General features: G+C 37.3%; 21 protein-coding genes, 3 tRNA genes, 1 pseudogene and 1 riboswitch. Of the genes and pseudogenes, 20 read left to right on the forward strand and 5 right to left on the reverse strand.

The window, feature by feature from the left end:
* The first annotated feature begins 2 nt into the window (after positions 1 to 2).
* Together ACMX9J_RS01970 and ACMX9J_RS01975 are read left to right on the forward strand one after the other, a co-directional pair.
* Positions 3 to 1,130 (forward strand): spore germination protein, encoded by a 1,128-nt coding sequence (locus ACMX9J_RS01970; RefSeq protein WP_049164398.1) that lies wholly within the window; start codon positions 3 to 5, stop codon positions 1,128 to 1,130.
* Entirely contained in the window at positions 1,114 to 2,325 is a 1,212-nt protein-coding gene (locus tag ACMX9J_RS01975; RefSeq protein WP_028413460.1) for a Ger(x)C family spore germination protein, read from the forward strand. The genes ACMX9J_RS01970 and ACMX9J_RS01975 overlap by 17 nt, the downstream gene beginning before the upstream one ends.
* A 162-nt stretch (positions 2,326 to 2,487) precedes the next feature.
* On the opposite strand, the pseudogene ACMX9J_RS01980 reads toward ACMX9J_RS01975, so the two are convergent.
* A pseudogene (locus ACMX9J_RS01980) lies at positions 2,488 to 2,928 on the reverse strand (YtoQ family protein).
* Between the two features lie 170 nt (positions 2,929 to 3,098).
* On the opposite strand from ACMX9J_RS01980, the gene ACMX9J_RS01985 reads away from it, so the two are divergent.
* The 3 genes from ACMX9J_RS01985 (at position 3,099) to ACMX9J_RS01995 (ending at position 6,374) form a co-directional block, all read left to right on the forward strand.
* Positions 3,099 to 4,010, forward strand: coding sequence for an ABC transporter ATP-binding protein (locus ACMX9J_RS01985; protein ID WP_416225346.1), 912 nt, complete (start codon positions 3,099 to 3,101; stop codon positions 4,008 to 4,010).
* Positions 4,003 to 4,770, forward strand: coding sequence for an ABC transporter permease (locus ACMX9J_RS01990; protein WP_182028830.1), 768 nt, complete (start codon positions 4,003 to 4,005; stop codon positions 4,768 to 4,770). The genes ACMX9J_RS01985 and ACMX9J_RS01990 overlap by 8 nt, the downstream gene beginning before the upstream one ends.
* A gap of 101 nt (positions 4,771 to 4,871) precedes the next feature.
* Positions 4,872 to 4,978: riboswitch (SAM riboswitch) on the forward strand.
* 85 nt (positions 4,979 to 5,063) lie between these two features.
* Complete coding sequence (locus ACMX9J_RS01995; protein WP_034265856.1) at positions 5,064 to 6,374, forward strand: Na+/H+ antiporter NhaC family protein; 1,311 nt, start codon at positions 5,064 to 5,066, stop codon at positions 6,372 to 6,374.
* 39 nt (positions 6,375 to 6,413) lie between these two features.
* Here ACMX9J_RS01995 and ACMX9J_RS02000 read toward each other — a convergent pair whose 3' ends face one another.
* On the reverse strand, positions 6,414 to 6,542 hold the full coding sequence (locus ACMX9J_RS02000) for a hypothetical protein (protein WP_255219815.1): 129 nt from the start codon (positions 6,540 to 6,542) through the stop codon (positions 6,414 to 6,416).
* 124 nt (positions 6,543 to 6,666) lie between these two features.
* On the opposite strand from ACMX9J_RS02000, the gene ACMX9J_RS02005 reads away from it, so the two are divergent.
* From ACMX9J_RS02005 to ACMX9J_RS02045, 9 genes are all read left to right on the forward strand, one after another.
* On the forward strand, positions 6,667 to 7,626 hold the full coding sequence (locus ACMX9J_RS02005) for a LacI family DNA-binding transcriptional regulator (protein ID WP_416225347.1): 960 nt from the start codon (positions 6,667 to 6,669) through the stop codon (positions 7,624 to 7,626).
* 85 nt (positions 7,627 to 7,711) lie between these two features.
* Entirely contained in the window at positions 7,712 to 7,960 is a 249-nt protein-coding gene (locus tag ACMX9J_RS02010; protein WP_416225683.1) for a transcriptional regulator SplA domain-containing protein, read from the forward strand.
* Positions 7,961 to 8,072: 112 nt separating this feature from the next.
* Positions 8,073 to 9,101 carry a spore photoproduct lyase gene (splB, locus tag ACMX9J_RS02015; RefSeq protein WP_025752275.1) on the forward strand — a complete coding sequence of 343 codons (1,029 nt, stop codon included), beginning with the start codon at positions 8,073 to 8,075 and terminating at the stop codon, positions 9,099 to 9,101.
* Positions 9,102 to 9,252: 151 nt separating this feature from the next.
* Positions 9,253 to 9,696, forward strand: a complete 444-nt coding sequence (locus ACMX9J_RS02020) for a hypothetical protein (protein ID WP_033578900.1) — start codon at positions 9,253 to 9,255, stop codon at positions 9,694 to 9,696.
* Between the two features lie 101 nt (positions 9,697 to 9,797).
* On the forward strand, positions 9,798 to 10,034 hold the full coding sequence (locus tag ACMX9J_RS02025; protein WP_013056931.1) for a hypothetical protein: 237 nt from the start codon (positions 9,798 to 9,800) through the stop codon (positions 10,032 to 10,034).
* A 174-nt stretch (positions 10,035 to 10,208) separates the two neighbouring features.
* Positions 10,209 to 11,861 carry a DUF2339 domain-containing protein gene (locus ACMX9J_RS02030; RefSeq protein ID WP_416225348.1) on the forward strand — a complete coding sequence of 551 codons (1,653 nt, stop codon included), beginning with the start codon at positions 10,209 to 10,211 and terminating at the stop codon, positions 11,859 to 11,861.
* Between the two features lie 127 nt (positions 11,862 to 11,988).
* Positions 11,989 to 14,070, forward strand: a complete 2,082-nt coding sequence (locus tag ACMX9J_RS02035) for a DNA topoisomerase III (RefSeq protein WP_416225349.1) — start codon at positions 11,989 to 11,991, stop codon at positions 14,068 to 14,070.
* A gap of 298 nt (positions 14,071 to 14,368) precedes the next feature.
* On the forward strand, positions 14,369 to 14,806 hold the full coding sequence (locus ACMX9J_RS02040; RefSeq protein WP_274863851.1) for a YrvL family regulatory protein: 438 nt from the start codon (positions 14,369 to 14,371) through the stop codon (positions 14,804 to 14,806).
* Between the two features lie 240 nt (positions 14,807 to 15,046).
* Positions 15,047 to 16,381: an FAD-dependent oxidoreductase gene (locus tag ACMX9J_RS02045; RefSeq protein ID WP_028413450.1), complete on the forward strand. Its 1,335-nt coding sequence runs from the start codon at positions 15,047 to 15,049 to the stop codon at positions 16,379 to 16,381.
* A 25-nt stretch (positions 16,382 to 16,406) separates the two neighbouring features.
* Here the strand turns inward: ACMX9J_RS02045 and ACMX9J_RS02050 are convergent, their stop codons facing one another.
* The 3 genes from ACMX9J_RS02050 to ACMX9J_RS02060 form a co-directional block, all read right to left on the reverse strand.
* Complete coding sequence (locus ACMX9J_RS02050; protein WP_028413449.1) at positions 16,407 to 17,534, reverse strand: GerAB/ArcD/ProY family transporter; 1,128 nt, start codon at positions 17,532 to 17,534, stop codon at positions 16,407 to 16,409.
* A gap of 25 nt (positions 17,535 to 17,559) precedes the next feature.
* Positions 17,560 to 17,793 carry a hypothetical protein gene (locus tag ACMX9J_RS02055; protein WP_033578905.1) on the reverse strand — a complete coding sequence of 78 codons (234 nt, stop codon included), beginning with the start codon at positions 17,791 to 17,793 and terminating at the stop codon, positions 17,560 to 17,562.
* Positions 17,794 to 17,889: 96 nt separating this feature from the next.
* Positions 17,890 to 19,011 (reverse strand): GerAB/ArcD/ProY family transporter, encoded by a 1,122-nt coding sequence (locus ACMX9J_RS02060; RefSeq protein WP_235918753.1) that lies wholly within the window; start codon positions 19,009 to 19,011, stop codon positions 17,890 to 17,892.
* 504 nt (positions 19,012 to 19,515) lie between these two features.
* Here ACMX9J_RS02060 and ACMX9J_RS02065 point away from each other — a divergent pair.
* From ACMX9J_RS02065 to ACMX9J_RS02090, 6 genes are all read left to right on the forward strand, one after another.
* Positions 19,516 to 19,785, forward strand: coding sequence for a hypothetical protein (locus tag ACMX9J_RS02065; RefSeq protein ID WP_014460213.1), 270 nt, complete (start codon positions 19,516 to 19,518; stop codon positions 19,783 to 19,785).
* Positions 19,786 to 20,152: 367 nt separating this feature from the next.
* The gene (locus ACMX9J_RS02070) at positions 20,153 to 21,547 is read left to right on the forward strand and encodes a phospholipase D family protein (protein ID WP_165636100.1); all 1,395 of its coding nucleotides are present in this window, start codon (positions 20,153 to 20,155) and stop codon (positions 21,545 to 21,547) included.
* 240 nt (positions 21,548 to 21,787) lie between these two features.
* A tRNA-Trp gene (locus ACMX9J_RS02075) sits at positions 21,788 to 21,861 on the forward strand.
* A gap of 26 nt (positions 21,862 to 21,887) precedes the next feature.
* Positions 21,888 to 21,969 (forward strand) — tRNA-Leu (locus ACMX9J_RS02080).
* Positions 21,970 to 21,989: 20 nt separating this feature from the next.
* A tRNA-Gly gene (locus tag ACMX9J_RS02085) sits at positions 21,990 to 22,061 on the forward strand.
* Positions 22,062 to 22,277: 216 nt separating this feature from the next.
* Positions 22,278 to 23,678 (forward strand): Na+/H+ antiporter NhaC family protein, encoded by a 1,401-nt coding sequence (locus ACMX9J_RS02090; protein WP_028413444.1) that lies wholly within the window; start codon positions 22,278 to 22,280, stop codon positions 23,676 to 23,678.
* Positions 23,679 to 23,834: the final 156 nt, after the last annotated feature.

Here is a 23,834-nt window from a genome sequence, read left to right on the forward strand (position 1 = left end):
TTATGATAAAAGGAAGTGAATCAGAGGTAATGATAAATTCAAAAGATCGTATTACGACGCCACAAACAGCTATTATTGTCATCAATTTTATACTTGGAACTGGTATTCTGACGTTGCCTCGAACAGCTGCGGAACAAGTGAAAACACCAGATGTGTGGTTAACTGTTATTCTAGGAGGAATAGTCACCATGATAGCAGCGATAATCATGGTGAAGTTAAGCCGGAAATTCCCTGGAAAGACGTTTTATCAATACAGTAAAGAAATTACAGGGAAATGGTTGAGTAAGTTAATTAGCTTACTTATGATAGGTTATTTTTTACTGCTTGGTGGTTTTCACGCCCGTTCATTGGCAGAAGTAACCGGATATCTCTTGCTGGAAGGAACGCCGACGTGGGCTATTATTATGCCATTTATGTGGATAAGCCTCTATTTAATTAGAGGGGGCATTAATCCGATCGCTCGACTGTTTGAAATTATATTCCCTATTACCGTTATTCTTTTTTTACTGGTAGCTTTTATGAGTATGAAAATATTTGAAATAGATAATCTGCGCCCCGTACTTGGATCAGGAGTCCTTCCTGTACTAAAAGGGGTAAAAACAACTGCTCTTGCATTCACCGGTCCTGAAATCATGTTAATCATTTTAGCTTTTATGAAAGAACCGCACAAAGCAGGAAAAGCTGTGCTAGTTGGAATTACTATTCCTATATTTATTTATGTGATTACTGTTGTAATGGTGATTGGAGCGTTATCGATTGATGGAGTAGTAATAAGAACATGGCCAACGCTTGATTTAATAAGGAGTTTTGAGCTGACAGGCTTGATTTTTGAACGATTTGATTCCTTGCTTCTAGTTGTATGGATCATGCAGATGTTTGCTTCTTTTACTATTAACCATTACGCCGCTTCATTAGGACTGTCTCAGCTTTTCAAAAAAAACATTCATCCATTTATGTATGGTTTGCTTCCGGTCATATATCTTATTTCCATGATTCCTAAAAATATTAATGATGTATTTAAATTGGGAGATATGATTGGCAATATCGCCTTAGTTTTATTTGGCTTTTTGCCGCTGCTTCTTCTCATTATTTCAAAAGTAAAGGGAGTAAAATATGAAACAAACCTTTAACCATTTCCAGTACCTATTGGTTTTGTTTTCTGTTTTTTTGCTCTTTCCTCTGGCAGGCTGCTGGAGCAGTCATGAAATTGAAGAGCAAAGTTTTGGAGTGGGTGTGGCCTATGATAAAGGTAAGGAGTCCATAGCTGAAAAAGAATTTGATGAACAAGGAGAAGGGTATACTAAAAAGAACCTGATTACGTCAACTTATCAACTTATCACTCCTCAAGTCGCAAGTTCAACCACTAAACAAGGAGGACCGCAGCAGAAATCTTACGTAAATATTTCGGAAACAGGAGATTCTCCTTTTCAAATGCTTCGTGAATTATCTTTAAGAAGTGACACTCCTTTAACTAGTCCTCATATGAAAGTAATGGTTATCAGTGAGGCCCTTGCACGAGCGTATAGTTTAGAGCAATTAGTGGACCAAACTCTTCGGGACAATGATTTTAGACCTAGTTGCCTTGTGTTTATTAGTAAAGGAAGAGCTAGCGACACGTTAGAATCAAAAACAGCAGGAGAGATCCCAGCTTTTCACCTGTATGGAATGATAGACAATACGTATCGAACAACGCGGGTTTTACCGCCCATGCCGCTTATTAAATTAGCAAGCAAGATTCAAACTGGATCTAGTTTTCTGTTGCAAAATGTATTATCAGCAAATGGAGAAATCAAATTTGCGGGTGCTGGTATAATTAAAGGGGAAACAAGCAAAATGATTGGTTTTTTGAATGAAGAAGAACTAGATGGTTTGGCTTGGATTACTGGGAAAGGGAAAGGCGGGCTAGTAAAAAGCTTTGATAAAAAGACCGGTCAGCTGATTGTATATGAAATAGAGTCTATGAAAAGTCACATTCAACCCCATGTTAAAGGAGATAATATCTCTTTTGATGTACACATTGAATCAGTGGGAAGGCTATCTGAAAGTTGGATGACCTCAGGGAGCTCTTTTAATAATCAATTTTTACAGAATGCGCAAAAAACTTCAGAAAAAAAAGTAAAGTACCTGGTAAGAAACGTACTAGAAAAAATGCAAACAAAATATAAAGTTGATGTTGCAGGTTTCGGAAATCAATTGAGAATTAAGCAGCCTAGAACATGGATGAGGGTCAAAGGAAATTGGGATCAAACATTTAGTGAAGTGCCAATTAACTATGATGTGAAGTTAACGATTAAAGATTATGGAGCATCCGGGTCAAAAAAGTAAGCACCCGACTGTAACTTTGCTTATCGTTATGTCAAAAATGAAAAAAACCTAAAAAAATAATAATCTCGGAACTTCCCACGAAATACTCATCGTATGCTTCGTACAGAGCCTTCAACAAACAACAAATAAGAGCTGCCGGTTTTCGACAGCTCTTATTTGTTGTTATTCAAAAATATAAGCTAGTGCTTGAAGAGCCTGTTCTGGCGTTTCGACTACAACTTGGGCTTTGTTTGACAGTTCTTTAAGCGGGTGGTGCAGTTTTTCAGGGCGAACCAAAATTAGCGGTTTATCTAATGCGATGGCTGTCGCCGCATCCATTGCGCTGTTCCACTGTTTGTATTATTCACCAAATAAAGCAATGACCACATCAGATTTTTTAAGGAGCACCTGCGTGCGTAAATTATTAATTTGAGAAGCAGCTTCATCTTTTAAGACAGCATTAGGCTGTTTTCCTAAAATTTCTTCTCCAATGTTGTCGGAGCGGTCATGGTCTGTCATGGGACCGACAAAGGTAAGGGGAAGGTTTAATTGTTCTGCTTGGTTTTTAATTTCGTCTCGCCAGTTATTGTGAATTTGCCCGGCAAGGTATACGGTTAAGTTCATTATGTAGAAGTCCTCCTCTAACTAAGATTTGTTTTATTTTATCAAATGTAAGCGGATAATACGAATGATTTGAATGGGCTACTTTTCCAAAAATAAGGTTATAGTAGACAAATAGTTAAAAAAGAGAAACAATAGAAGGCGTATTGCTAATTAAAGAAAGGATGTACATGATGACAGAAACAGTGCTACAAGTAGATTATGTCAGTAAAGTAATTGGGAAGAAAACCATTTTGCATGATGTATCCTTATCGGTTGAGCGCGGTGAGATTTTCGGATTGCTTGGTCCGAACGGATCTGGAAAAACAACGCTCATTCGTACCGTCGTAGGACTCATTAAAGAAACAAAGGGAACAATTACCGTCAATGGTTTTCCTTTAAAAGAACAGTTTACATCAGCTATGAAATCAATTGGAGCGATTATTGAAAATCCTGAGTTTTATGATTATCTGACGGGCTATCAAAATTTAAAACACTTTGCGAATATGCATGAAGGGATCACAGTAGAACGCTTGGATGAAGTGATTGCGCTAGTAAAGCTTGAAAACAGCATTCATGCAAAAGTGAAGACGTATTCCCTTGGGATGAGACAGCGTTTAGGAGTAGCTCAAGCTATTTTACATAAGCCTGCATTGCTTTTACTAGACGAACCAACAAATGGTCTAGACCCAGCGGGAATGAGAGAATTTCGTACATATTTACAAACCCTCTGCAGGCAAGAAGGTATTTCAATTTTAATCGCGAGCCACTTATTAAAAGAAGTGGAAGCATTATGTGACCGCGTTGGTATTATTCAAAACGGCGAGTTAAAAGCTGTTCAAGATCTATCTCCAAATCGTCGAGATCAAGGGATGTATGTAGAATTTGAAGTATCTGACGTGCAACAAGCAGCGGATCTTTTATCTCAAGAATTCCAAGTAACAATAAAATCCGATAGTATTGATGTAGTGATTATGAAAGAACAAATTCCAGCTGTGAATAGAAAATTAGTGGACAGCGATATTTTAGTCTACCGAATCACTCCTGTTTATGAGACGCTTGAAGATTCGTTTATGTCCGTTACGGAGGGAGAGCACCATGCTTAAGTTAATTCAAAATGAACATATGAAATGGTTTTACAAAAGAAGTACAAAAGTCACGTTTATTACAATCGGCATCTTAACTCTTTGTATGGCTCTTTTAATGAAGAAAGTAGCAAACAGCGCAGGAACGGAAGACAACATATTGAATTTCCTGTCATTTAGTGCAGGCATGCTGATCCTCGTTCAATTTTTCGCGCTTGCTGTTGGAGGATCAATGGTTGCAAAAGAGTTTGAAGCGGGTACCATTAAGCTTCTTTTAATTCGCCCTGCTAGACGTTCAACGATTTTAACGTCCAAGTACATAACGCTCGTTTTAATTAGCTTGTATTACTTGCTGAGTTATTTGCTTTTTTCGTTTGTATGGGGAGCATTGTTCTTTGGATTTGCCAGTCTAGAAGGAGATGCGCAGCTGCTTAAAAACATTACGCTTACGTATGACAGCGCGTATATGGAAACGTTTATGATGATGACGTTCGCATTCATGCTGTCGTCTTTATTTAGAAACAGCGCGCTTGCTTCAAGTCTAGCTATTGTCGTAAGTATCGGGGCTAAAGCGGTAACTGCACTAGTATCAGAGCTAGGTTTATGGTGGGGTAAATTTCTATTATTTGCCAACACGGACTTTCTTCAGTATATGGACGGAATGAAGACGATGTTTGACGGAATGACACTTCCATTTTCAATCTTCATCTTAGTTGCACACTTTGTCTTCTTTATGGGCGTAGCATGGGTGGCGTTTTTAAAACGTGACGTAGCTAACTGATGTGAGAATTTTCACACTATATATTTTTCTAAAATAGCATTTGACAATTAAATAAAAAGAGATTACAGTAGTGAAAGACTATTTTTAAAACAACTATAAACTTCTTATCAAGAGAGACGGAGGGACTGGCCCTACGATGTCTCGGCAACTGGCTGTACGCAGTGCGGTGCCAAATCCAGCAGACGATGTTTCGTTTGGAAGATGAGAAGGGTAATCTTATGATACAAATAAGAGACCTCTTCTTATCAATAAGAAGAGGTCTTTTTTTATTACGTAAACAAGAGGTGTTAAGAATGGAACAACAAAAAGGAAACGGCTGGGCGCTGTTACCGCTGGGCGTCTTTTTAGTCCTGTTTGTCGGATCAGGAATTATAACGGGAGATTTTTATAAGCTGCCTGTATTAGTAGCCATTATCATTGCAGCCATTGTGGCGCTGGCTATGAACCGCAAAGATTCACTTAATGTAAAAGTGGAACGCTTTGCTAAAGGAGCAGGGCATCCTGATATCATTATTATGGTACTTATTTTTATTTTGGCAGGTGCTTTTTCTCAAGTTGCTAAAGGCATGGGAGCTGTTGATTCAACGGTAAACTTAGCGCTTTCTGTACTTCCGCAAAGCTTAGTGGTAGTCGGAATCTTTGTTATTGGCGCATTCATTTCAATTTCGATGGGAACGTCAATGGGAACGATCGCTGCGTTAGGGCCTATCGCTGTAGGAATCAGTGAGCAGGCGCATGTATCCATTACATTGGCAATTGCTGCTGTTGTTGGTGGTGCAATGTTTGGAGATAATTTATCCGTAATCTCTGATACGACCATTGCGGCAGTTCGTACGCAAAAAACAAATATGTCAGATAAATTAAAAGTAAACTTTTTTATTGTCCTTCCTGCAGCGATTGTTACAGTGATTTTATTACTTGTAATGACGCTAGGCAATACGTCATCAGTAGAAATTAAAGATTTTAGCTGGTTTAAAATCTTGCCTTATGTCGGCGTACTCGTTGCTGCCATATTTGGTGCAAACGTATTAAGCATTTTAACCGGAGGAATTGTATTAGCCGGCGTGATTGGATTAGCTGACGGAAGCTACACGCTTTCTTCTCTTGCTAAAACTGTGACAGAAGGTATTGGCGGAATGTCGGAATTAATTATTTTATCTCTTTTAATTGGCGGAATGGTTGAACTCATTCGCTATAACGGCGGTATTCAGTTCTTATTGAACCTATTAACACGACGCATTCAAACAAAAAAAGGCGGAGAATTCAGTATCGCTGGATTAGTAAGTTTAACCAATTTAGCCACGGCTAATAACACGATTTCAATTATTACAGCAGGTCCGTTAGCGAAAGAAATCTCTGATAAGTATTCAATTGATAATCGTAAATCAGCCAGTCTGCTCGACTTGTTTTCATGCAGCGTTCAAGGGCTTATCCCTTACGGTGCACAAATGCTTCTCGCAGCAGGATTTGCTAAAGTTTCACCGGTTGAGATTATTCCATTTACATTCTATCCAATGTTAACAGCGGTTTGCGGTATCATTGCGATTGTAATTGGCTTTCCTCGTTTAAATAAAAAATCAAAATCATCTAAAGAAGCTGCGTAATATCAAACCCTTAAAAAGAACATTCTTTTTAAGGGTTTTTTACTGTTTGAAAAAATCAGTCGGCTTTTTTTCATCTAGCTCCTTCCAAAGTGTCTCATTTTGTTTAAGTGCATAAGCCGCTCCTCCGATTTCAATTCCGCATAATAAAATGAATAATAAAATACCCATGATATGACCTCCTTGTATAAGTGAATAAAAACATGATTGTAACGGGTTTAGCTTATTGCTGTTTCACTTTATAATGAGAATAAAGTATGAAACGCGTTTCAGCGCAAGAGAAAAAGGTGAAAACATGACAAATATCCGAGATATCGCAAAAAAAGCTGGTGTATCTGTTTCGACCGTGTCACGGGTTTTAAATCATCATCCGTATGTAAAAGAAGAAAAGCGCCGTCTGGTAGAAGAAGTAATTCAAGAACTTAATTACGAACAAAACATTAATGCCGTTCACTTATCAAAAGGGAAAACAAATATGATTGCCGTCGTCTTGCCTTTTATTAATCATCCTTATTTCAGTCTGCTTTTAGAAGGAGTGGCCTCTCAAGCGTTAGAAAAGCAGTATCAGCTTGTTATTTGTCAGACGAACTATGATGTAAAAAAAGAAGAAGAAGCGCTTCATATGCTAAAAACAAAGCAGGTTGATGGAGTGATTATTTGTTCTAGAGCAGGCAGCTGGAGCACGATTGAATATTATCAGCAGTACGGGCCGATAGCCGTGTGCGAAAACGTACAAAATCGTTCTATTCGCTCCGTATACGTTGATCATTATGCAGCTTTTAAGAAAGCGCTCATGTATTTAAAAGAAAAAGGATATACGGATATTGGCTACTGTATTGGAAGAATGACGGGTACAAATAGTCAACAGAGGCAGCAAGCATACAAAGAATATGTAGAAAGAATAAATGAGCCTTATCATCCGGAATGGGTGTTTCAAGGCTGTTTGAACGTGACAGATGGTGAAAAAGTGGTGGGAAAATTGGTGCAGATGAAAAATCGGCCTCAGGCGCTTTTAGTAACAAACGATCAAGTCGCTATTGGTATAAAAGCTCAGTGCGAACAAGCGGGTATATCAGTTCCAGGCGATTTAGCTATTATTGGTTTTGATAATCATCCGCTTTCTTCTTATTTACAAATCACAACGATCGAACTTCCTCTCAAAGAAATGGGCGAAACGCTTTTTAAACTAGTCAGGAGCAAGGATCCTCAAAAAATTGAGCTTCCTTTTCGGTTTATTGAGCGTAAAAGCGTATAAATTCTTGATGATCTCACCACGTGTTTTTATCGGATAAAATGAGTAAAAGCGGACATCATACGAGTAAAGAAAGAAGAAAAGGATGATGATCGTGGAGAAAAAAGAATATCAAGTAGGAGATCAAGTATTTGTTATTTACCGAAATCCTCATACGGCAAACGTTGCCAATATTAATCAAGCTGAAATTGTTGAACATCCTGAAAATAAAGGTGAAAAAGCGCTGTTTCTGCATGAGTCTTATCATTTGTTAGCTGAAGATGATGCTGTGTATTCAACGTATGAAGCAGCAGAGAACATGTATAACAAGATATTTGATTATGAACAATATGATTGACGAAAGGCTCTCTTAAATAGAGAGTCTTTTTTGATCTAAAAAATAATTACCACGGATAGAGTCTTTTTATTTTTCAAACGCTATTAGTATTAGAAAAAAGGAAGTGTACATGATGATAAAACCTTTTGTACCTCAATTAGTATACATTGAGCCAGGGGCAATGGAGTACCCGCTTGGTGTTCAATTAAAAGAAAAATTTGAGAAGATGGGAATTGAGATTCGTCAAACAACTTCTCATAATCAAGTGCGTAATATACCGGGAAAAAATGATTTGCAAAAATACCGCAATGCCAAGTCTACTTTAGTAGTTGGTGTGCGTAAAACCTTGAAATTTGATACATCTAAACCGTCAGCTGAATATGCAATACCTTTTGCAACAGGGTGTATGGGGCACTGTCACTATTGTTATTTGCAGACAACAATGGGAAGCAAACCATATATTCGCACGTACGTGAATGTGGAAGAAATATTAGGTCAAGCAGAGCAATATATGCAGGAAAGAGCCCCTCAAATAACGCGATTTGAAGCGGCTTGTACATCTGATATCGTAGGAATTGATCATTTAACACATTCATTAAAGCGCGCGATTGAATATTTTGGGGAAAGTGAACTAGGTCAACTGCGCTTTGTGACTAAGTTTCATCACGTGGATCATTTATTGGATGCTAAACATAATGGTCGCACGCGCTTTCGCTTTAGCATAAACGCAGATTATGTTATAAAAAACTTTGAACCTGGTACATCTCCTCTTGATTATCGGATTGAAGCTGCTAATAAAGTTGCAAAAGCCGGATATCCACTTGGCTTTATTGTGGCGCCTATTTACATTCATGAAGGTTGGCAAGAGGGATACCGTCAGCTGTTTGAAAAGCTTGATGCTTCTATACCTGAAGAGTCAAGAGATGATATTACATTTGAAATGATTCAGCATCGCTTTACCAAGCCGGCCAAACGGGTGATTGAGAAAAACTATCCGAAAACAAAGCTTGAGATGAATGAAGAAGAGCGCCGCTACAAATGGGGGCGTTACGGGATTGGAAAGTATGTATACGCAAAAGATGAAGAACAAGAATTAAGAGAGACGTTGGAATATTACATTGATCAGTATTTTCCAAATGCGAAAATCGAGTATTTTACGTAATTATTCTACAGTAATTGAAGAGTTATTTTGACATCTTAGTCGAGATAGCTTTTCAATTTTTAATGTGAAAAATAAATTGGTTGCTAATAAGCTGAAAAAAGAGGTTATTTGTATCTCTTGTCGTATTACATACATAAGGGAGGTGACTGAGATGTTAAAAAATGAAGAGTTTGCGCTAACAAAAGAATTAACAAAAGAACAGCAAGAAGCTGCACGAAATTTTATTCAAGTGTTGTTCCAAGAAGATTTATCTGAATTTTGGAACATATTATGTGATATCGATAAGTCTCGTATTTACGGCTTGTATGAAGCAAACCACTATTACGATTCGGATGTTGAACTACATGGATTTGTACAAGAAATTAGAGATAATGTAAGAGCGGTTTATGCGCCTCTTCAAGGGCAAGGAGGTATTTCGACGAAAGTTCGATATACAAGCGAAGGAAAGATGTATGTATACATATTAGGAAGCGGCGAAAACCCGAGGGTATATCCTGTTGGATTAATGCCTGAGACCTACATTGAAGAAGAACGTTTTTCTCAGCGTCTTCAAATTAGCATTTATAACGATGAGTTTCGAAACGTTGCGCTGTAAATTATATATAAATGGAAAAATAAAGAATAATAAAATTAATTTGTTAAAATAGCAATATTTGGGGTATGTAATAGGTATAACATTAAAAAGGGGTGAAAGAAATGCATTATTATCGTATTTCAGAGGGAGACCATGAAGAGTATTGTGAAACGATTCTGCTTCATGAAAAGAAGTTTTGCAAAGAAACATTTCAATCTATGGTGCGAGAAGCAATGAACAATAAGCCAGGTAAAATTGACCGTGTGGATATTGTTAAATATTTAATTGGTCATCATAGCTTTCAAGTAGCCCACATCGAAGCGGGATTTCATAGTACATACAGCGAGAAAGTGACATAAAAAAGGCAGCACATCCTATACAACGAACTTTTCTTTTGAAAAGGGCGCTGTATTTTTTTTTTGCTAAAAATAGAATGTTTCTAAGTAATATTCCTTTTAATGGTATAATAGTTAAGTGCTGTAAGGTATACATATAAAAATCACAAATACTTTAAAGAGAAAGGGTGAGGAAATATGGAAAACGAAAGAATAGAAGAGCTTGAACGAAAAATAAGCAGTTTAGAAGAAGACGTAGCCAAGCTAAAGTCGCTTGTATATAAAACAAATTCTCCAAGACCAGCAGTTCACGCTCCTCCCAAGCTGCGTCAGGAGACGACTAAACGTCCTGCTCAAACAGCAGCTAAAAGCTCACAGGCAATAGAAGAGCCTGTTGATTGGGAAAAAGTCCTTTTTCAAACATGGCTGCCGAGAATTTTTATTTTCGTATTTATTATTGGCGTGCTATGGGGATTTAAAGCAGCCTCTGACTATGGATTAATGAATGAAAAAGCAAAAGTTGTTCACGGTTTCGTTGTTTCAATAGGTTTTGCTGTAACAGGTCATTTCCAAATCAAAAAGGGTAGGCTGGTGCTCGGGCAAGTACTTGTAGGAGGAGCTATTCCTATTCTCATGTTAACGACGTTTGCAATGCATAGCCTATATCATTTAGCAGGACCAACGCTTGCTTTTATACTAAATACGAGCTGGATTATCTTAGGGATGATCGCGACAGTCTTTTATCGTTCACAGGCATTAGGGATTATTAGCGCGGTTGGAGGCGTACTAGTTCCTTTTCTTATTGAAAGTAATTCGCCTAATGCTCTGGTTTTCATTGGCTATGAAACGCTTCTGTATATTGCCTTTTTATATGTGGCAATCAAACAAAAATATTCAATTTTATATGTTCTTTCCGCGGTACTATTAAATCTTACGCTACTCATTTATTACTCGTTTGTTGGTGATAATGGTGTAAAAGCGTTATTAGGTATGGCGATTCTGATTCAGCATTTATGCTTAATTTCTAGCTTTTTTCTATCACAATCCGTACTCCAAGTATATGCGTTTACCCTTCTATCGAGTTTAGCAGTTACGTACGGCTGGCTGCTTGCCGTTTTTGACGATGGCATGACCACCATGGTGCTGCTTGCGCTAGTTATTATTTACGCATTAGGTGTTTACACAGTAAGAAGTTCTAAAGAGAAATTTGAATTTTTTATTACCTATTTAATTGTTGCAGTAGCGTTTTTTATTCATCAGCTCGTCGATTTAAGAGAAGGAGTCATTTTATATGTGATTCAAGGACTTGCTGTTTACTATATCGCCATGACGTATAAAAATTTACTTCATCAACTGTTTTCTTATACGATTTATATACTGAGTGCCACGTATATCTTAGTTACACCAATCGAACAAGTGCTGTCTCTTCCGACATTAAACTGGGTTGTTGTGTTAGCTTCTATTCTAGTATTTGTATGGATCAGTATTCAAAAAACAGAAAAAGATGAGCACGATACATTCAAAATTGGAGGAAGTATTGTTTTTTCTATTCTTTCTTTAATTTTTGCAACGGAAGTGACGGTCGCTGGCACCAATGATCTTTCCGCTAATACACAAACGCTTATTATGACGGCCGTTTGGCTATGCTTGTCCATTGCTGCATTCGTAATAGGATCACTTCGAAATTTTAAAACAGCAACATATGTCGGCGTGGGCATTTTGTTCTTAACACTTTTTAAACTCGTTTTATATGATTTACCTTTTATCCCAATGGCTATACGAGCCTTGTTATTTATCGTTTTAGGAGCTATCGGTTTAATTATCTCGCGACTATTTTATAAAAAGAAGTAGCTAGAAGCTGAAGAGAAATTCTTCAGCTTTATTTATTATAATATGATTATGTAAACTTAATCTTGAAGTCGTACAAAAAGTATACAATCATGTATAATGGAACAAGTGAATTGGAGGTATACATAAAATGAAATCACTTGTATTAGCAGAAAAGCCAAGTGTAGCACGTGATCTTGCGCGCGTGCTTGGCAGCACACAAACAAAAAAAGGGTATATTGAAGGGCCAAAGTATGTCGTAACATGGGCACTCGGCCATTTAGTTGAATTACAAACACCAGAGGATTATGATAACCAATATAAAACATGGCGATTAGAAGATCTGCCAATTATGCCTGAGAAAATGAAACTAAAAGTAATTCGTAAAGTAAGCTCTCAGTTTCGTACAGTATCCGATCTAGCAAAAAGAAAGGATATTGGCGAGTTAATTATTGCGACTGATGCAGGGCGTGAAGGAGAGCTTGTAGCACGCTGGATTATGGAAAAGGTACGCTGGAACAAGCCGTTTAAACGTCTTTGGATTTCGTCTCAAACGGACAAAGCGATTCGTGACGGGTTTAAACAGCTAAAACCAGGAAAAGAGTTTAATCGTTTGTATGATTCAGCAGTTTGCCGTTCAGAAGCCGATTGGCTTATCGGTTTAAACGTAACGAGAGCGTTAACGACTAAATACGAAGAACCATTATCAGCAGGACGTGTACAAACACCGACGCTTGCGATGATAATTGAGCGTGAACAAGTAATTAACACGTTCAAACCTAGTGAATATTGGACGCTTACAGCTCAGTTTTCGTCGTTTGAAGCAGCTTGGCAAAAGGGCAATGAAAAGCGCATTTTTGATGAAAAACGTGCAAAAGAGCTGCACTCAAAATTATCAGGTGAAGCAGTTGTGAAAACAATCAAGCGTAAAATGCATAAAGAAGCGCAGCCGCTTCCTTATGACTTAAATGAACTGCAGCGCGACGCTAACAAACGCTTTAACTTCTCTGCTAAGAAGACATTGAATGTACTTCAAAAGTTATATGAACAGCATAAGTTAGTCACGTATCCACGTACAGATTCTCGTTATTTAACAACAGATATGGTTTCCACTATGAAAGAGCGCTTGGAAAGCATCTCTGCTGTATATAAAGAAGAAGTTCGTCCAATTTTTAAAAATGCACAGCTGCCAAAGCGAGTGGTTAATAATGAAAAAGTAAGTGATCACCATGCGATTATCGTAACGGATCAGCCTGTGTTTTTACAGGACTTATCAGCTGATGAACGAAAGCTGTATGACTTAATTGCAAAGCGATTTATTTCATTGTTTTATCCTGCATATGAGTATGAAGTGGTTAAAGCAGAGCTTGAAGTAAACGGGGAACTGTTGGTAGCGAGCGGAAAGCAAGTTGTGAATGCAGGCTTCAAAAAAGTTTCTGGTGGAGACTCAGAAGCAACGGTGAAGCTGCCTGATATGAAAGAAGGCAGCAAGCTGCTCATTCAAAATGCAACGATGAAAAGTGCATTTACAGAGCCGCCGCAGCGCTATACAGAAGCCGATCTTCTTGGACAAATGGAAAAACACAACTTAGGTACGCCGGCAACACGCGCAGATATTATTGAAAAACTTTTGCAAAACGAATCCATTGATCGCCAAAATAACCGTCTGCACGCAACAAAAAAAGGAAAGCAGCTGATTGACTTAGTAGCAGACGAGTTAAAGTCTCCTGAGCTTACGGCTAAATGGGAACGTGACTTAGAGGCAATTGCTAAAGGAAAAGGAAATGCAAAAGAGTTTTTAACGAATATTCGCGAACAAACAGAAAAGCTTGTCAAGCAAGTAAAAACAAGTAATCAAACGTACAAACCTCATAATTTAACGGGCTCTAAATGTCCGGAATGCGGTTCGTTCTTAAAAGAAAAGAAAACAAAGCAAGGAAGAGTGCTCGTTTGTTCAAGCCTTGAGTGCAGCTATAGACGCGCAAAAGACCCTAAACTATCGAACCGACGCTGTCCGCAGTGTCATAAACGAATGGAAATTCATTCAGGAAAAGCAGGTACGTATTTCCAATGCCGTTCATGTCAAGTAGTTGAAAAAGCCGAGGACAAAAAGAAAAAGATTTCAAAACGAGAAGAACGAAAGCTTCTTAACAAATACAACGATGACGGAGCATTTGGTTCAAGCTTGGGAGATGCTTTAAAACAAGCTCTTCAAGATAAAAAAGATAAGTAAAGTAGAAAAGAGACTAGGACAAAAAGATTTTAGACAAAGTGAAAAACGAACCATTGATCAAGATGTTTGATTCGTGGTTCGTTTTTTTTGTTGTGGTAAATGTAGGTTTCGTGTGTAGGTCTTTCTAGCAGTTGATTGGAGGACAAGGGGAAGTCTTTCACGGAAGTCAACGGCGGTGTCCAAAGTGACTCCGCTCATGTGTACTAGTTGTTTGTTTTTAGAATGGATTCGTTTCGTTATGTCTCGTCCTCTTTTTGGTATAATACGGATTGAATCATAAGTAAGGTGGCATGGAACAATGAAAAGAAAAAGCAAGGGAATGGATCTTTTAATTGCGTTCTTTATAGCAGGAGCGATGGTACTAATCATTTTAGCTATCTTAATGGGAAGCTACTTTTTTGGTTTTATAGGCTTCCTTAGAGTGATGGGAGTGGAGTATGACTCTTACTGGGCCATATGTTTATTTCTATTTTTTATTTTTGTGTTTGGCTCTATCACAGAGCTTTTTTCAAAGGCGCTTATTTTTTTAATGAAGAATGCTAGGATGAACAGAGTATTATTTGTAGCATCTGCAGCTTTTGTGGACATATTTTTTACTTTTCTATCGGTTTATATAGCAGACTTGCTTATAAGCGGAATCCGTGTATCTATTTTAGCGATGATTATTTTATCCGGTTTATTTTTTTTGTTAGAGAGTGCATTGGATAGTGAGTTTCTACGTGAAAAAACAAGCTGATGAAATTGTTCATCAGCAGCGCATCAACAAAAAAAGTGCATCATATCAAGCTTCAATGCTATTTAAAGAACTCTGTAACATATTTTTTTAAAAAAGTATGTGATTTTTTTCACATATCTCTTGAAAAAGAACAAACATGTTTGTATAATAAGAATTGTAAAAGATATGTGAAACATTTCACAATATATGTGAAAAACTTCACAAATTATATTTTCTATAATCCTAAGGGGGATATCATCTATGAAAATTGCAGTAGTAGGGTGTACACATGCAGGAACAGCAGCAGTGAAAAATATGGCAGAACTTTATCCAGAAGCTAAAATTACAGTTTATGAGCGAAATGATAATGTTTCATTTTTGTCTTGTGGAATTGCGCTCTATGTAGGCGGGGTCGTAAAAGATGCAAATGGTTTATTTTACTCTTCACCGTCTGAATTGCAAGAGATGGGTGTAAATATGAAAATGAAACATGAAGTGACGAATATTGATACAGAAGACAAAAAAATAGCGGTGCGAAACTTAGAAACAAACGAAGAATTTGAAGATACATTTGATAAATTAGTGATGACGACTGGATCATGGCCGATTATTCCAAACCTTGAAGGCATCGATTTAAATAATGTTGTGCTTTGTAAAAACTATCAGCATGCTAATCACATTATCGAAAAAGCAAAACAAGCAAAAAAAATCGCCGTAATTGGTGCGGGTTATATTGGTGCAGAATTAGTAGAAGCCTTTGAAGTATATGGAAAAGAAGTCACGTTCATTGATAGTGCTGATCGTATTTTAAATAAATATCTTGATCCAGAGTTTACAAGCTTGATGGAAACGGAATTTAAAAAGCGGGGAGTTACATTAGCATTAAACCAAGCGGTTACTAAATTTGCAGGCAGCGATGGATCTGTTGAAAAAGTAGTGACAACTGCAGGTGAATATGAAGCGGATCTTGTTATTTTGTGTGTTGGCTTTCGTCCAAACACAGACTTAGTAAAAGGGCAGGTAGACATGCTTCCAAACGGCGCAATTGTGGTTGATGAATATATGCAAACAAGCAAAAAAGATATATTTGCGGCCGGAGATAGCTGTGCGATTTACTACAATCCGATTAAGAAACATGCCTATATTCCGCTTGCTACAAATGCGGTTAGAATGGGAACATTAGTTGCTCAAAACCTTGTTAAACCGACGATCAAGTATATGGGAACACAAGGAACATCAGGCTTGCATATTTATGATTACAATGTTGCATCTACCGGCATAACTGAAACAGCGGCTTCTCTTTTTGATATGAATGTGAAAAGTATCACAATATCAGAAAATAACCGACCAGAATTCATGCCAACGTACGAAAATATTACGTTAAAAGTAGTATATGAAGAAGAAACGAGACGAATTGTAGGTGCACAGGTTATTTCTAAAATTGATGCTACTCAAGCAATTAATACATTGTCTGTATGCGTACAGCAGGAAATGACGATCGATGAGCTTGGTTTTATGGACTTTTTCTTTCAACCCCACTTTAATAAGCCTTGGCATTTCTTAAACCAAGCAGGGCTTCAAGCGCTTCAAGCATAAAAAAGCAGGTGACTACCTGCTTTTTTTATGTAGATTTTATTATCTTTTTTATTTTTATTTTAGCTGGTTTAAAACGAATCCATCCTATGATAAGAAGAATAAAAGGATATAAAGCTCCCATCAAAAAACTATAGGGAATCCACGTTTCGGCTAACCATGTTTTTTGATAGGTAATGGTTGGGTACACAATAATGGAAAAAGTCGTAACAATTAATCCCATCGGTAACGTTAGAAATCGAGTTTCATTGATGTTAAAAATATGACAAAGTCCAGCGATGGAAGCATGAAAATAAAGAGAAACTTTAAAGAAAAGAGTAAGAAACCATATAATGGCAATAATTACCTCGATTCCTTGCAAAAAATTTCCCACCTCAATTCGCTTAGCCATTTCATATACGGGAAACATGGTAGTTGAAGAATGATAAGAACCAATAACGATTATACAAGAAAAAATAACAATTACCATAATAAATCCACCTAGCAGGCTGCCGCTCATTAAAGCTTTAGCTCCTTTTTCAGGTTTTCTTAAATGAAGGGGGAAAATCATCATCAAAGGAGCAAAAGTAAAATAAGTAATGCTAAGAAAGATAAGAACCGAATGAGTCAGTGGTTTTAAGTGAATGTCCATTAAAGGCATAAGATTTTCAAGTTTCATTTGAGGAGTTAGTGAAAAAATAAAAATTCCGAGAAGGCCAACAAACCACGGGAAAAAGATTTCACAGCAGCGTGCAATTGTTTCTAGCCCGAGTCTTGCCCCGAACACAACCACAAGCATAAAAATAATATGAATAGCAAGCAGCGGCGTTTCCATCATAATATGGGTATTTAAAAAACTCCCGACGTAGTATACAATGCGGCTGCACGTTATGACAGTAGATAGGACAAATAAACAAGATACACCTTTTCCTAGATATTTTCCAAATACTACATCATTGATTTCTACCAGATTTTTATCTTTAAATAAAAGTCCGAGAGCTATATATACTTTCACTAATACAAATCCGCATGCTACTCCGAGAATAGCCGGAATCCAAGCAGTTTGCTTAGAATCAACAGTCATAGCCGCTGGAGCAATAACAATTGTGCTTCCAATTGTATAAAGCATGACGAGCATACGAAATTGAATCGTTGAAATTTTAACTACAGGTTTCACGGTATTCACTTCCTCGTCTTACGTATTAAGATAATAAATGAAGTAAAAATATGCTGATTGGTCTAAAGATAGCAGCTGATAAATCAGAAGGATTTGGAACATACAAACCCAGTGCTTTACAGATGCTTACGGACGTTCCAATTGCAAGAACTGTGTAGAATAGCCATAATTCTTTCTTCGCTTTTTTTTGCCGTAAGTTAGGTACTTCAAACCAAATGACGAGCGTGCAAACAATAAGTAACCCCAATACCCCTAGCATAGACTAGCTCCTAAACATGAATAATTAATGTTATATTTTCCAGAAAAATAACTACTTATACTGAAGGTGCATTCTCTATTAAAGGTTTTTGATTTTTTAGTCGCTGTTAGAAGAATGCTGCTTTTTGTTTTGAATAAATCCTGCAATTAAAAGGAAAAGCGGATATAAGATGCCTACAAGTAAGCTGTAGGGAATCCACGTTTTTGTATCCCAATCTTTTTGATAAGAAACGCTTGGATACACAATAAGGGAAAGTGTAATCATGATGAGTGCGACTGGAAAAGAAAATAGCTTGTAGTCCTTTATATGAAATACATTGGCAAACCCCAAAAGAGTAGCGTAAAAGTAAATGCAAAGCTTAAAAAAGAGAGTAATAAACCACAAAATAGCAATGACTACTTCAATTCCTTGAAGAAAGTTTCCTACATCAATTCTTCTTCCTAATTCATAGCTTGGAAACATGGTGATTTGGGAGTAATAAGGACCAAGCACTAAAATTCCGAGTAAGATTAACGTAACCATCACTAGTCCACCGGCTATATTACCTATATAAAAAGATTGAGTGGACTTTTTTGTGTCTGGTGTATGGGAAGGAAAAATCATAAGCAGAATCGTATAAGTCAAAGAACTCATGCTTAAAAACGTTAAAACAGCCCGAATAAAAGCTTTTGGATGTATTTCGAACACAGGCTGAATATGCTCTATTTTAATTTGCGGAATCATAGACAAAATCAGAAGTCCGAATAATCCGACAAACCAAGGGAATAAAATCTCGGCACTTCGTGCAATAACTTCTATCCCTAGGCGTACTCCTACGATAACCACACCCATAAATGCAATGTGGATGGCTGTAAGCGGCGTGTAGGGAAGAATTTGTGTAGTGAGAAAATTCCCTACATAGTAAAGAACTTGACTGCTGATAAACAAATTGGATAATACAAAAACAGCAGAAACAATCTTTCCAAACAGTTTACCTAAAATTTTTTCGTTCATTTCCATCAGCGTAAGCGTTGGAAACATTTTTCCTAGTGAGGTAAAAAGCAAAACTAAGCCAATTCCTGATGCTACACCGAAAAGTGCTGCAATCCAGGCGTCTTGATGAGCATCAGCCGTAATAGCGGCAGGCACAACAATAATTGTGCTTCCGATGCTATATAAAGTTACTAGCTTGCGAAATTGCGCAGCCGAAATATTGATTTCATTAAGCAAAATGAGCACATCCTTTTGCCATATACACGAATTAAGTGATCCAACGGAATAATAAGTGACTTAAAGGTTGAAACATTGCTTCTACCCAATCAGAAGGGTTCGGTAGAGGCAGCCGAAAGATTTTTGCAAGAGCTATTATGATACTGATTGTCATGAATACAATAAAAATTTTCCGTTCTTTTTTATGAGAGTGTTGAGGTAATCTTTTTATTTCCATCCATATAATCCCTGCACAAATGATCAAAAAGGAAAGAAACAAGTGCATGCAGTCAACCCCAATATATTTTGACGTTCAAATAAGCTATTCGTATGATGTCCGCTAAAGAAAGTGATTATACATTTATGTAAAATATAGAAAGTATTTCAAGGGATAAAAGATATCATTGGATGCTCTTAAATAATAAAGAAATTTGTTATGCGGAATATTTACGCAGCTTCAACCTATTGAAACGTCGTATGAATAAGTGGAAAAATGCCACACTATAGAGTGAACAAATGGAAAGGAGCACTATGATGAAAAAATTCCCATATAACAAAGATAAACAACAATCATTTCAAGCAGCACAGCAGGGGCATAAAGAAGCAGTAGATGCATATGAACAGGCAAATGAAGCTAAAAATGATGCATCCTATGGACATGAAGCGAAGCAAGCGATAGGTGAAGTGAACGAAGCCTCTCAGCAAATCGAGAATGCGCTTGAAAATGCTTCTGAAACACAGCGTCAGCGTTTAACTGAGTTTCAGCAAGACATAAAAGATATGGAAAACGACCTTAATCAATAAAAGAGCCGCTGTTTTACTTACACTTAGAGCAGGTTCACAATAGGGTATAAATTGCAAAAGCAGAAGATAATGAACTTCTGCTTTTTTTTATTGGCAGAGTGAATGTAGGTTTCGTGTATATAATTGCTTCTAGGAGTTGTTTGGAGGGCAAGGCGAAGGCTCCTATAGGGAAAACAGAATAGGTGAGACCCTGCAGGAGCGGAAGCGAAGGCTTGCACGGAAATCAACAGTAGTGTAACAAATAATCCATCGTTCCATTCTTATTTTAAAAGGTATAGAAGTTAAAAAAGTAAGAATCCTAATAAAAACAGAACGATAAGAATGGAAAGGGATTGTGACAGGAAACATGCTAATAAATATACTAATAATGATTGTCGTATTGTACTTCATATATGTATTCGTAACTGCAGTGGTACTGTTTTATGTCCCTTTGCACAAGGGAAAAGACTTAAAAGTAATGAATACTGAGAATTTTTACGGAAAGAAAGAATCCACAGACCGTGTTATGCTTTTGGAAAACGGTTATTTTTCAGGGCTTGTTCGGATGCAGATGATTCAAGAAGCGAGGCATACAATCGATATTGCGTACTTTTCCATCGGCAAAGGTCGTTCGTCGGATTTACTTATGGGTGCTTTATTCGAAGCTGCGGACCGAGGTATACGTATTCGAGTGCTGTTAGACGGGATCTCTCATGGGTTAAAAGGCAAGAGAAAAAATGTTCTTTATGCTCTAGCTTTCCACAATAATATTGAATTAAAGTACTATGAGCCCTTTACTATTCTTAAACCTTGGACATGGCATAACCGTCTTCACGATAAAATAATAGTAGTCGATGGCCAATTAGGTATTAGTGGAGGACGAAATATTGGAGATAAATACTTGGCCAGTCAACCGGATAAAAATTTTGTCTATGACCGTGATGTGCTGATTTATAATACAAAGCAAGAAAGTAATAGTGTCATTCTCTCAATGGAGAAGTATGTAGAGAAATTATGGAACCACCCGTATACGCGCAAAGCTTTTCCAAAGCTCAAGAAAACTAAACAATTTCGTGGCCTTTCAGGAAAGAAATTGTTAATAGATCAATACGAAGAGGCCAAAAAAGCAAACGAACCCTTTGTCCATCCTTATATTGTATGGAGAGAATCGACGATGCCTACAAGAAAGATTTCTTTTATTACAAATCCTATTCAAAGAATGAATAAAAGCCCTTTTATATGGAAAACGTTTATTAAGCTTTCCGAGCAAGCTGAAAAATCCATTGTCGTTCAAAGTCCTTATATTGTACCAACAAAAGAGATGGAACAGTATATAGATAAGTCAGTAAAATCTAAAGTGCAAAGAATTATTTTAACGAATTCTATTACGTCCACTCCGAATGCTATGGCTTTTTCTGCATACTTAGGAGTGAAAAATCGCGTCATAAAAGCGGCTTCAAAGCTTTATGAATATCAACAGCCTTATTCCATTCATGGGAAATCCGTTGTTTACGACCAGCGTTTGAGCGCAGTTGGTTCTTTTAACTTAGATTCACGTTCTGTATTTTTAAATACTGAATCTATGGTTATGATAGATAGTGAAGAATTTGCAGCCGAGCTAACAGGGGCTATTGAAACTAAAATTTCTCACAGTACGCTTGTGGGAAATGAGGGGGAACCTGTGGATTTTAATACGGATTCTCAAAAAAACGTGCCTCCTGTAAAATCTGCACTCCTCCATATTCTTTCAGTCTTCACGCGATTTTGGAGACATTTTGTATAGTTCTGCACTTTGCCTAAAAAAGGGCTTTTACAGAAAGCTTCTAAAAATAAATGGTAGAGGGTAAAAGGTGCTGCAACTGGCAGTGGAAAGTGTAAAAAGCTGTGATATGCCTCACAGTTTTTTTTGAAGTCGCCAGTACTAGTCATGATTCATAAAAAGACCTATTGACGAAATTCCATATATGTTTTATTATAATATAGCGTCGTCAATAAACGAGGTTCTTTTGAAGAAATCATTTCTAGGGGCATAGTTTAAAGGTAGAACTACGGTCTCCAAAACCGTCAGTGTGGGTTCGATTCCTACTGCCCCTGCCATTTTGGAGTTATTTTTCAATTCACACGCGGGTGTGGCGGAATTGGCAGACGCGCTAGACTTAGGATCTAGTGTCTTATGACGTGGGGGTTCAAGTCCCTTCACCCGCATCTTTACTTTTATATATTGCGCGGAAGTAGTTCAGTGGTAGAACACCACCTTGCCAAGGTGGGGGTCGCGAGTTCGAACCTCGTCTTCCGCTTCTTTTCAAAAGCAGTTTGCATGTGCAAACTGCTTTTTTTGTTGTAGAAATAAAGATTTTTACTATGCTGTTTTTAATTAGAAATAGTTTATTCAATCAGTGCTGCTTATACGTATTGTTTTCATGAATATACACATATTATTGGGGTTACATTAAAAGCTAATGAACGATACGTGAAGACGTCTAATATGGTTTTTAAGATAGGGGGAGAGTCCTATGGAATCTAGTTGGTTTTCAATTATACCGTTTTTAATTGTTATTCCAATAGCTATTTTCACCAAACAAGTGCTGCCAGGGTTGTTTTTAGGCTTATTAGTAGGCGCTTATTTGATTGATCATTCGATTGTCGGAGGTGTTGAAAAGTTACTTCACTACGTTGTACAAGCCCTTAGAAATAAAAGTAATATAGAAATCGTTGTCTTTTTATACGCGTTTTCAGGGCTTATCGGAATGATTAAGATGGCTGGAGGAGTTAAAGGTTTTGTGGAAACAGCTGCAGAAAGAATTGATACAAGAAAAAAAGCTCTTATTTTAACCTATGTTTCAACCATTGGAACATTCAGTGCTCCCACCTTTCGTTTTGTGACGATCGCGCCCATTATGAGAGCGCTGCTGAAAAAAGTGAAAATGACGACAGCAGAGCTAGGGTTTGTTATTGAAACAACTGCTACTCCTGTTATCGTCTTAATTCCCGTGGCAACGGCATTTGTAGGATATATGGTCTCAATCATTCAAATGGCAATTGATCATCAAGGCATAAAACAAGACGCTTATTCTTTGTTTATTCAAAGCATTCCTTATAATTTCTTTTCGATTGTGATTATTTTAGTAGGGATTTATTTCAGCTTTTTTCATCATTCAACGTCTACGGCTCCTATGAAGCTCGAGGAAGAAGACGAAAAAGATTGGCATGATTGTCATCCTTGCGTATCGAAGGATTTGCCTTCTAAGCCTTGGAATTTGTTAGTACCTTTACTTGTTGTGATTTCACTTACCTTACTTTTAACATGGTGGAGTGGACATCGTAAGAGTCACACCTTTTTTGAAGCATTTATTAAAGCAGACGTGTTAGAAGCGATGGTAGTAGCTTTAATTATGACTACGTTAATTACCCTCATTTTTTTCTTGTTTCAGCGCTTTACATTACAGAATTTGCTTAATGGTTTTATCACAGGAGGCAATGACTTGATGTCCGTTATTTTGTTGTTATCGGTAGTATGGGGATTATCCGCTGTTACAGAAGACTTAGGTTTTTCAAATTTCGTGACGGCACATTCTAAGTGGATTCCTCAAATGTTTGTCACTCCGTTCATGTTTATCTTTGGAGCCGCTATTTCTTACTTTATCGGATCTGCTTGGGGAACGTGGGGGATTTTAATGCCGCTTGGCGTATCGCTTGCAAGTTCTGCAGATCTTTCTTTGCCGTTAATTATCGGTGCAGTGTTTGCGAGCGGTTCCTTTGGAGCGTTTTCTTCACCTTTAAGCGACGATACGAATACCATCGCCAAAATATTAGATTTATCTGTTATTGAATATGCCAAGTATAAATTAAAGCCAGCTTTAATTGCAGCGGGAATAACAGTTGCTTTCTATCTTGTTGTATCTTTCTTATTTTGAATGAGAAAAATAGCCGTCTAGTATCAATTTTTCATTTTTTTTAATTTAAAGTATGCATACAGTCCTAATGACAGGCACACTAGCATGATACAAGTAAGCGGAAATAAGATGGTATTAACAAAATGATCATAAAACCATATATACACGCACATCACC

Source organism: Priestia sp. RMT2NF4 (assembly GCF_047872835.1).
Classification (GTDB): domain Bacteria; phylum Bacillota; class Bacilli; order Bacillales; family Bacillaceae_H; genus Priestia; species Priestia zanthoxyli.